The following is an 8372-nucleotide window of genomic DNA, read 5'->3' as shown; positions in this document are numbered from 1 at the left end:
GACAAGGGGACAAGAGGTGAGAACTTGAAACAAGTCTTTCCCCTTGTCCCCAATTCTCCTTGTCCCCAAGTCCTCTTCCCAATTCCCAAATTTAATGTTGAAGTTCCGAACCTGCTGCCGCATCCAGCAGCCACCAAAGTTCACCTTGGGGCCGAATTAAACGGGATGGGTAAGCGAAGTCATCGGCGACAGGTGCAAAGACTTGTGCCAAAGCTGGGCGTTTATTAGCACCAGCAACCAGAAAAATCACATTGAGAGCAGAGTTGATGAAGGGGTATGTGAAACTTATTCTGGGGTTTCCGTCTTTGTTACCCACAGTCACCAGGCGATCGCGTACTTTAAGAGCCTCTGTGTGGGGAAACAAAGATGCAGTATGTGCATCATCACCCATTCCCAGTAATACTACATCCAATGTGGGAAACTCTACCCCAGAAGAATTGAAAAATTCTTTGAGATGTTGTTCATACTTTGCAGCCGCGAGTTCTGGATTGGCTTCTAAAGTTGGTACGGGGTGAATGTTAGCTGCTGGGATATCAACACGATCTAGCCATGCACGACGCGTCATCAGTTCATTGCTATCGGGGTGATCTGGTGCTACGTAACGCTCATCCCCCCAGAATACATTAATTTTATCCCAAGGCAGTTTTTGAGTAGCGATCGCTTCGTATAACGGTTTAGGTGTACTGCCGCCAGATAAGGCGATAGTAAACTGCCCTCGCTGTTCAATAGCAGTTTCTAACTTAGACAGAATTAATTCTAGCGCTCGTGCAACCAGCGCCGGCTGATCCGGTAAAACTTCAACGGTTTTGCTCATGGCTTCATCATCATATTGCTGGCTTCCAGCAATACCATACCGAACTTATTACAATCCTCCTTTTTAACTTTTGAAACATTTAACATCATGGATTAAGTAGGCTGGAAAATGTAGATGTTCATTATCACCATTAACGATAAGTTGTCAGTAGTCAGTTGTACTAACTACTAACTCCTCTCATAATTATTTTTATTTACACCCAGTTACTTGATACTTTGTTGATTAACACCACAGAGGATACATTTATTAATTCTTATTAAAAATTAATAAAACTAATTAATCACAAACAATGATTCCCAATCAGCGATCGCTTCACGCTGGGCAATTAACAATTCCTGAATTCCTTTTTGGGCGACATCTAGTAGCTGATCCAACTGAGTGCGGCTAAAGCTGCCTTCTTCGGCTGTTCCCTGAACTTCAATGATTCCCAAATTTTGATTCATCACCACGTTAAAATCTACTGTTGCAGCCACATCTTCGATATAGTCTAGATCCAAAAATGGCTCTCCCTCCAGTAATCCTACAGAAACTGCTGCTACCTGTCCACACAGAGGCGATCGCTCTAACACGCCCTCCTGCAACAATTTAGAAATCGCATGAGCCAACGCTACAAATGAGCCTGTAATCGCTGTTGTTCTAGTTCCAGCATCTGCTTGCAAGACATCAGCATCGACAGTTAGCGTGCGTTCTCCTAGTACCTCAAAATCCACTGCTGCACGTAAGCTGCGCCCAATTAAACGTTGAATTTCTTGCGTCCGTCCAGATAATTTCAATAATTCCCTTTCTTGGCGTTTTTGAGTGGCAGATGGTAACATTCGGTACTCAGCAGTTAACCAGCCTTTACCAGTTCCTTCGAGAAACTTCGGGACTCCCTTATTAACGCTAACGGTACAAAGTACTTGCGTATCACCGCATCTTGCAAGAACAGAACCGGGGGCAAAACGGGTGAAACTGGGGTGAAAGCTAATCGGACGTAGTTCGTAGGGAATCCGACCATCAGGACGCTGCCAAGCCATTAGAATTGCCTCAAGTTTTACAATACTGCCTTAAGATTACCTTAGTGTTGTAAGTGGGCATTGGGGATTGGGCATTGAAAAGAATTCTTCCAAACTTTTGTACAGACGCGATGAATCGCGTCTCTTTATTCTTCTAAGGAACTGAAAGTAGAGTTAAAATATTTTGCTGCACCATTTCTGGTGATTGGTCGCCGTTGATAGTCAATAGGCAGCGACGACGGTCGTAATATTCTAGGATTGGAATGGTGCGATCGTAGAATAATTCTACACGGCGCTGCACGATTTCGGGTTGGTCATCTGGTAGCGATCGCCCCAAGGATCGACTAACCATCACTGCTTCTGAAACTTGGAGATAAATTGCCCAATCTAGCTTTTGCCCTAAATCATCCAATAAAAAATCTAATTCCTCAGCTTGGAAGGCAGTACGAGGATAACCCTCTAAGACCCAATCGCAGTTAATATCTGGTTGTCTGAGGCGAACTCTGATCAAATCAACGATCATTTCGTCTGGAACTAACTCCCCTTTTTGTATATAGGGCAGCGCGTGATAACCTAGTTCATTTAGACTAGCGTAAACAGAAAGAGAAGTCCGGGGATCGGCTTCCGACCATCGAAATTCCGGCAGGGGCTGATTGCCAGATATTGCTTCCCGTAAAATCTCACCTGTAGAAATCAGAGGAATATCAAAGTATCTGCCAAGCCTTTGTGCTTGAGTGCTTTTCCCCGATCCTGAACCTCCCAGAATCACCAATCTCACAACAATTCACTCCTCATGCTGTCAAATTCACTACTTGCTAAGTCTGTTTTGCCCAAACAACCGACAAATCTAACATTTAGGGATTTTCAGACGTTATACCCAGCCTTTTTAAATAATTGGAACTGTAACTCTTATGTTTTAACTTTTACAACTATCTACAGGGAAAAGACGTAAATTGAAATCAAAACAACTCTTGACTTACACACAAACGTAGTGTTTGACTAAGAATGCAATTTGTCAAATCCACCACACCTGTGAAAAACAGATTGATTATACAGGCAGATTTGTACTAATTACTGACAGCAAAGAAACTTAATTATTGTATCTTTTTGAACTTAACCCTATGGTTGCCCAGCTAGAAACTCAAAGTATCAATTCAACCCTTACCTTGCCATATCCAGTTGAAGGATTAGTGCAAGTTTTCACTAGCTCACATCGCAATTTTTTTACGAGCGTTATAGCTCAATCACTGAGAATAGCTGGACAAGGAACGTCAGTATTAATCGTGCAGTTCCTTAAAGGAGGTATTCGTCAAGGACACGATCGACCCATACAATTAGGACAAAATTTAGATTGGATTCGCTGTGATTTGCCTCGTTGTATCGATACACCACATTTAGATGATACGGAAAATCAAGCCTTACAAAAACTGTGGCAATATACACAAGAAGTAGTGTGTGAAAGCAAGTATTCTCTCGTGGTCTTAGATGAGTTAAGTTTGGCGATTAACTTTGGTTTAATTCCTGAAACCGAAGTTTTAGCGTTTCTGGCAAAACGCCCTCCCCACGTCGATATCATTCTCACAGGGCCAGAAATGCCCAAATCTCTCCTGGATGTAGCAGATCAAATTACAGAAATCCGTCGGAGTTATCGACCCTAAACAAAGTACTCAGTTCGTGCTACTATATCAAGTCTGTTTAAATTAACGTTAGCAACGAACTTGTGATTAAGAACGATATCTGGATTACTGAAATGGCTCAACAGGGCTTGATTTCGCCTTTTGAGCCAAGCCTAGTCCGAAAAGTGCAAAAAGATGAGTCTGTAGCGGTTCAACCTGTAATTAGCTACGGTTTGTCTTCTTATGGTTACGATATACGCCTTTCCCCGGCTGAGTTCCGCATTTTTCGACACATTCCCGGAACTGTAGTTGATCCCAAAAACTTTAATCCCGATAATTTAGAGCCAACAGCATTGCATACTGGTATCAGTGGCAGTTACTTTATTTTACCTGCTCATTCCTATGGACTTGGGGTTGCTCTAGAAAAGCTGGAGGTTCCTGAGAATATTACAGTAATTTGCATAGGTAAATCAACTTATGCAAGATGTGGCATAATTGCAAATTTAACACCTGCTGAGGCTGCATGGCGAGGTCATTTAACTTTAGAATTTTCTAATTCTTCTAGTGCTGACTGTCGCATTTACGCTAATGAAGGCGTGGTGCAATTGCTATTTTTAGAAGGCGAACCCTGTGCTATTAGTTATGAAGCACGCCAGGGAAAATATCAGGATCAGCAAGAAATTGTGACTTTGGCTCGTATTTAGACTGAATGATATCTAAAAAAAGTTTATACAAAATATAGAACTTAAATCTATTCAGCAATTGCACTGCTGGTAATAATTTGATTGCAGATGCATTTAGCGGGCAATTGCGTTTACCGTAGAGCTTGGCTTAGGGCCATTTTTTCATTGCGCTTCTAGCCAAACCTGTAAATCAGCCAAACTAGCAAAATCTAACAGTGCTTCACTCAAATCTTCCAGAACAGGCAAAGGTAAACCAGAAATTGAGGAGCGTATTTCTTCAGAAAGTTCCCCAAATCGCTTAGTTAATTGCCGGAGAATGAGATTAGCTGTTGCTTCCTCACGTCCTTCTTCACGTCCTTCCTCACGTCCTTCTTCCTTAATTTCTCGGTAAACTCGCGTTTCCTTAAGCGTGATTCCTAGCATAGACTCTACCTCTGCTTGAGTTAATTGTTCAAACCTATACACCATGATCGTCGTTATTAATTCAATTATGGCGCGACTTGATGGTGATAGCGCTTCTTGATTGGTTCTTGTTAATAAATACCTTGCTTCTTCTGGCGCTTGTTCTTCATCCACTGTAGTTAAAACCATCAATGCTACCCATATAGGTAATTGACGAATATCCCCTAATTCATCTAAATACACCCGATGTATTTGTTCACCATTCAGCAATGAACGATGAGGATGAATATCGCTTTGTTCAATACTGCGCGACGGGTAAATTATCACTGCTTGCCAGTCGCTAAATCTGGCACGGTTGCGGTAGAAATATAACGAAGATTCAGCCCATACTCTTTCATAAAGTTGTTCATCTTTTTGGAACTGAACCTCGCAAAAATATACAACTCCAACACCATCGCTTTCAGGAGGCAGAAATACTCCATCAATTTCAAATTTTGGTTCTTTGACTGCGACTGAATCAAAACGATAACTATCTGCATTAGTTGGAGGATTTGTCAACAGTTCAAATAGTAAAGTTGGAGACTGTTGAAACAGTTTGTAAAATATTGAGTCTCGACGCATGAAAACATTTGACTAATTTTTTATTTATGATTTTCTGGTGGCAGTTTGGACAATCCCTTTGATCAAGAACGTGGTAGCTCAATCAATCCAAGTGGGACATTCTCAATCCAGCCCCAAAATATGATTATGGTGCAAGTCTGGCCTTACCCAGACGCTGTTTTTCATACCATTGCGCGATCGCAGGTGCCCAATCTTCAAAATGAGGCCACATCATTTCACACAACTTCTGAATTTCAAGTTGAGCATCTTTCTTATTTCTCAGGTCACAAAAATGCAAGAAAGACCTTAAATTGAAACTAACTACAAAATGCTGGCGATAATCAAAAGGCACTTTACCTCTTGCGTGTTCTTCAGACATTCCAGCCTCAAAATCAGCTTGATATCGTTTAGCTGCTTCCAGACACCACTCTAAATCTGCTGCTCGTTGCTCTGGTGAATAATGGTACTTTTTGCCTTGTCTATCAGTGTAATAACCAACAGGACGTAGGTAAAAAACATCTTCTATGTCTTTCTTACCTTCTAGTACATCAATAAATTGGTTGCCTGTATACCTGAAAGACTGAACATCAAATGATACTCCAACACGATGAGTACGAGCCTGCTGCATAACACTGTGGGGAAAGTAACCACAGTTGAAAACAATCTGAGGATGCTCTAGAGGCCCATAATGTCCCCTTTCACCCGCTAAAAGTCGCTTAACAATAACTTCGCCGCTTTGTGACTCCGAGGGCCAAGAGTCGCGCTCATCAAACACGAACCCATCAGTATAGTCCTGGTGCATCGCGGCATAAATCACCTGCTGTGGGTTTGGCGTTTTGGCAATAACCTCTACTCGAAATCGATGCATTAGTTTTTGGGAATGGATTTGTGACTGAAAGTGCTTACGAACAAGGAGCGGAGCCTGTTGCTTAGACATGGCTTTGAACTCAATCCATCATCATATCTCTTCTTTGGCTTGGGTTTTTACTTGATCAATCAGATTAATATACTTTACAAATATTAATAATTTTGTTACACTTGTTTACATAAAGAGAAAACAGGGAAAAATCCATGCGTACAAGCACTGCTATAATTGACGACCAAGGCAAACTGAACAACTTTGCGATCGAGCCAAAGGTTTATATAGATGAGCAAGGCGATCGCACTGGTTTCACTCCCTATGCAGAAATGCTCAACGGTCGTTTAGCAATGATTGGTTTTGTTTCCCTGATAGCATTAGAAGTATTCACAGGACACGGTATTGTTGGTGTTTTGGCAAATCTGTAAAAACTAATTTTTTATAACGTAATTACCAATAAATAATTAAGAGACGGTAGATTTACCGTCTCTTCTTTTATGGAAAGCTTAGTGCTAGAGTGAAAATATACTGATAGCAAAAGCCCTTCTTAGCGTAAAAATATTAGGTGAACTATGGCTTTAACTGCTTCAACTATGCTGCCACTACGCACAAAAGCACCAGATTTTAATCTACCTGAAGTGGTATCTGGAAAGGCAACTTCACTTTCTACCTTTGCAGATAAAAAAGCGTTATTAGTAATGTTTATTTGTCGGCATTGCCCATTTGTAAAGCACATCCAACAAGAATTAGTGCAGTTAGGAAAAGATTATTTTACAAGTGATTTAGCGATCGTTGCTATAAGTGCTAACGATGCCAAGAATTACCCAGATGATGCGCCAGAGTCGTTACAAGCATTTGCCACAGAACAAGGGTTTAATTTTACCTTATGCTACGACGAGAGTCAGGAGACGGCAAAAGCTTACACAGCAGCTTGCACACCTGATTTTTTTGTATTTGACGAGCAACGCAAACTTGTTTATCGGGGACAATTAGATGATAGCCGTCCCAGTAATGGTAAACCTGTAACAGGCGCAGATTTACGCGCAGCCATTGAAGCAGTGCTGGCAGGCAAACCTGTTACAAGTGACCAAAAGCCGAGTGTTGGTTGCAATATTAAATGGAAACCCGGAAACCAACCCAGTTATTTTGGTTGAAAGTGGCTATATCAGCTTACTCATACCTGATCGTGCAACACCCGATTAAGATTGTATAGCGATCGCTCTGTTGTTTTCCAAGAGTGACAAAAAGGGGCTATTTTTTCTAACTAATTGCCTTCTTTTTCTTCAGCCATATTCCCAACAACCCAGCAGTGGCTACTATTCCTCCAGTAGTCGATGGCTCAGGCACAGACAGAGGTTTTACACTCACATTATCTAAGTATAAAAATGCGTATCTATCCACATTCCCAAAGTTTAACTCTGTGGATAATGCGTCTGCCGTGAAATTGAACTTATATGGCGTGTAGGGTTGAAAAAAATATTTTTTTGATCAAAAATCTTATTTCCACCGATAAATGTCTGAAATTGATTATCAAGATCAGTGGCCTCATCTGTAGATGCTAAATAGTAACTCAGTTCGTATTCCTAACCAGGTTGTGTAGAAAGAGTCTGTGATATGTAGCTGAGGTCTACAAACCCGCCAAGTGATAAGCATTGATTACCACTTTGAGGAAAATTACTAATCCATCATCTATCCCGGAATTCCCATAGTTTTCTCTTTGGTTTTAAGGTGTAGCTTTAACACTCATATCATCCAAATATAAAAACGCAAACTTAGCTTTGAAACTAAACTTTATCTCTGTTGATGTTGCTTTTGCTTTAAAATCTAATGTGTATTGCGTGTAGTCCTGAAAAGGAACATCCTTTTTAACATCAGCTTTATTTCCACCTATAAAAACCTGAAATTTATTATTCAGGTCAGGAGCTTCTTCTGTTGATGCTAAATAGTAAGTAAGTTGGTAGTGTAGACCAGGAACTGTAGGGATAGTCTGTGATATGTAGCTAAGGTCTACAAATCCACCAAGCGATAAACTGACAAAAAGCTTAGGTAAGGGAAGTCAAGCTTTAAAAATACCCTGAACTACTTGTCTAGTATAGGTTTATTGTAAAACAGTCATAAATTACTAAAAATAGATTTTTACCAATAAAGTAGTTCTAAACGAGTTTTTGCCTAAATTAACCTGAGTTCGGGTTAAGCCAGAAGCTAAAAAACTTATTCTGTCAGGATTGAATAAAACTGGAATTGGTCAAAGCAGGGATAAAAGTGGAATCATTTTGTCAATAAGGTTCACAAATGAAACTAATCTCAGCAATATGTCTTATTGACAATAGATGAAAACAGAGCTTTAGACCGAACAACGATAATTCAAGGCTTTTGAGGATTTCTTATCCCGAACTCAGGTTA

Annotated in this window: 10 protein-coding genes and 1 pseudogene; 4 read left to right on the top strand and 7 right to left on the bottom strand. The window is 40.6% G+C overall.

Going from position 1 to position 8372, the window contains the following annotated elements; genetic code table 11:
• Window positions 1-91: 91 nt before the first annotated feature.
• The 3 genes from pgl to GNF10_RS32960 form a co-directional block, all read right to left on the bottom strand.
• Complete coding sequence (gene pgl / locus GNF10_RS32970) at window positions 92-814, bottom strand: 6-phosphogluconolactonase (protein ID WP_185581184.1); 723 nt, start codon at window positions 812-814, stop codon at window positions 92-94.
• Window positions 815-1086: 272 nt separating this feature from the next.
• Window positions 1087-1830 (bottom strand): ribonuclease PH, encoded by a 744-nt coding sequence (gene rph, locus GNF10_RS32965; RefSeq protein WP_185581185.1) that lies wholly within the window; start codon window positions 1828-1830, stop codon window positions 1087-1089.
• A gap of 133 nt (window positions 1831-1963) precedes the next feature.
• Window positions 1964-2587, bottom strand: a complete 624-nt coding sequence (locus tag GNF10_RS32960; RefSeq protein ID WP_185581186.1) for a nucleoside monophosphate kinase — start codon at window positions 2585-2587, stop codon at window positions 1964-1966.
• Between the two features lie 343 nt (window positions 2588-2930).
• Between GNF10_RS32960 and GNF10_RS32955 the strand changes: the two genes are divergently transcribed.
• Window positions 2931-3467 (top strand): P-loop NTPase family protein, encoded by a 537-nt coding sequence (locus tag GNF10_RS32955; RefSeq protein WP_185581187.1) that lies wholly within the window; start codon window positions 2931-2933, stop codon window positions 3465-3467.
• Window positions 3468-3559: 92 nt separating this feature from the next.
• Window positions 3560-4129: a dCTP deaminase gene (gene dcd, locus GNF10_RS32950; protein ID WP_221643659.1), complete on the top strand. Its 570-nt coding sequence runs from the start codon at window positions 3560-3562 to the stop codon at window positions 4127-4129.
• Between the two features lie 141 nt (window positions 4130-4270).
• On the opposite strand, the gene GNF10_RS32945 is transcribed toward dcd, so the two are convergent.
• Together GNF10_RS32945 and thyX are read right to left on the bottom strand one after the other, a co-directional pair.
• Window positions 4271-5131, bottom strand: coding sequence for an Rpn family recombination-promoting nuclease/putative transposase (locus tag GNF10_RS32945; RefSeq protein WP_185581189.1), 861 nt, complete (start codon window positions 5129-5131; stop codon window positions 4271-4273).
• 124 nt (window positions 5132-5255) lie between these two features.
• Window positions 5256-5978, bottom strand: coding sequence for an FAD-dependent thymidylate synthase (gene thyX / locus GNF10_RS32940; RefSeq protein ID WP_163936187.1), 723 nt, complete (start codon window positions 5976-5978; stop codon window positions 5256-5258).
• 203 nt (window positions 5979-6181) lie between these two features.
• Between thyX and GNF10_RS32935 the strand changes: the two genes are divergently transcribed.
• Both GNF10_RS32935 and GNF10_RS32930 read left to right on the top strand, forming a co-directional pair.
• Entirely contained in the window at window positions 6182-6397 is a 216-nt protein-coding gene (locus GNF10_RS32935) for a chlorophyll a/b-binding protein (protein WP_114083012.1), read from the top strand.
• Between the two features lie 144 nt (window positions 6398-6541).
• Entirely contained in the window at window positions 6542-7123 is a 582-nt protein-coding gene (locus GNF10_RS32930; protein WP_185581190.1) for a thioredoxin family protein, read from the top strand.
• Window positions 7124-7229: 106 nt separating this feature from the next.
• On the opposite strand, the gene GNF10_RS39525 is transcribed toward GNF10_RS32930, so the two are convergent.
• Together GNF10_RS39525 and GNF10_RS39520 are read right to left on the bottom strand one after the other, a co-directional pair.
• Window positions 7230-7316, bottom strand: a complete 87-nt coding sequence (locus tag GNF10_RS39525; protein WP_369009416.1) for a PEP-CTERM sorting domain-containing protein — start codon at window positions 7314-7316, stop codon at window positions 7230-7232.
• A gap of 376 nt (window positions 7317-7692) precedes the next feature.
• A pseudogene (locus GNF10_RS39520) lies at window positions 7693-7986 on the bottom strand (hypothetical protein); the annotation flags it as partial.
• Window positions 7987-8372 lie beyond the last annotated feature (386 nt).

The organism is Nostoc sp. UCD121 (assembly GCF_014222285.1).
Taxonomy (GTDB): Bacteria; Cyanobacteriota; Cyanobacteriia; order Cyanobacteriales; family Nostocaceae; genus Nostoc.
This window is presented reverse-complemented; position numbering and strand designations above follow the sequence as displayed.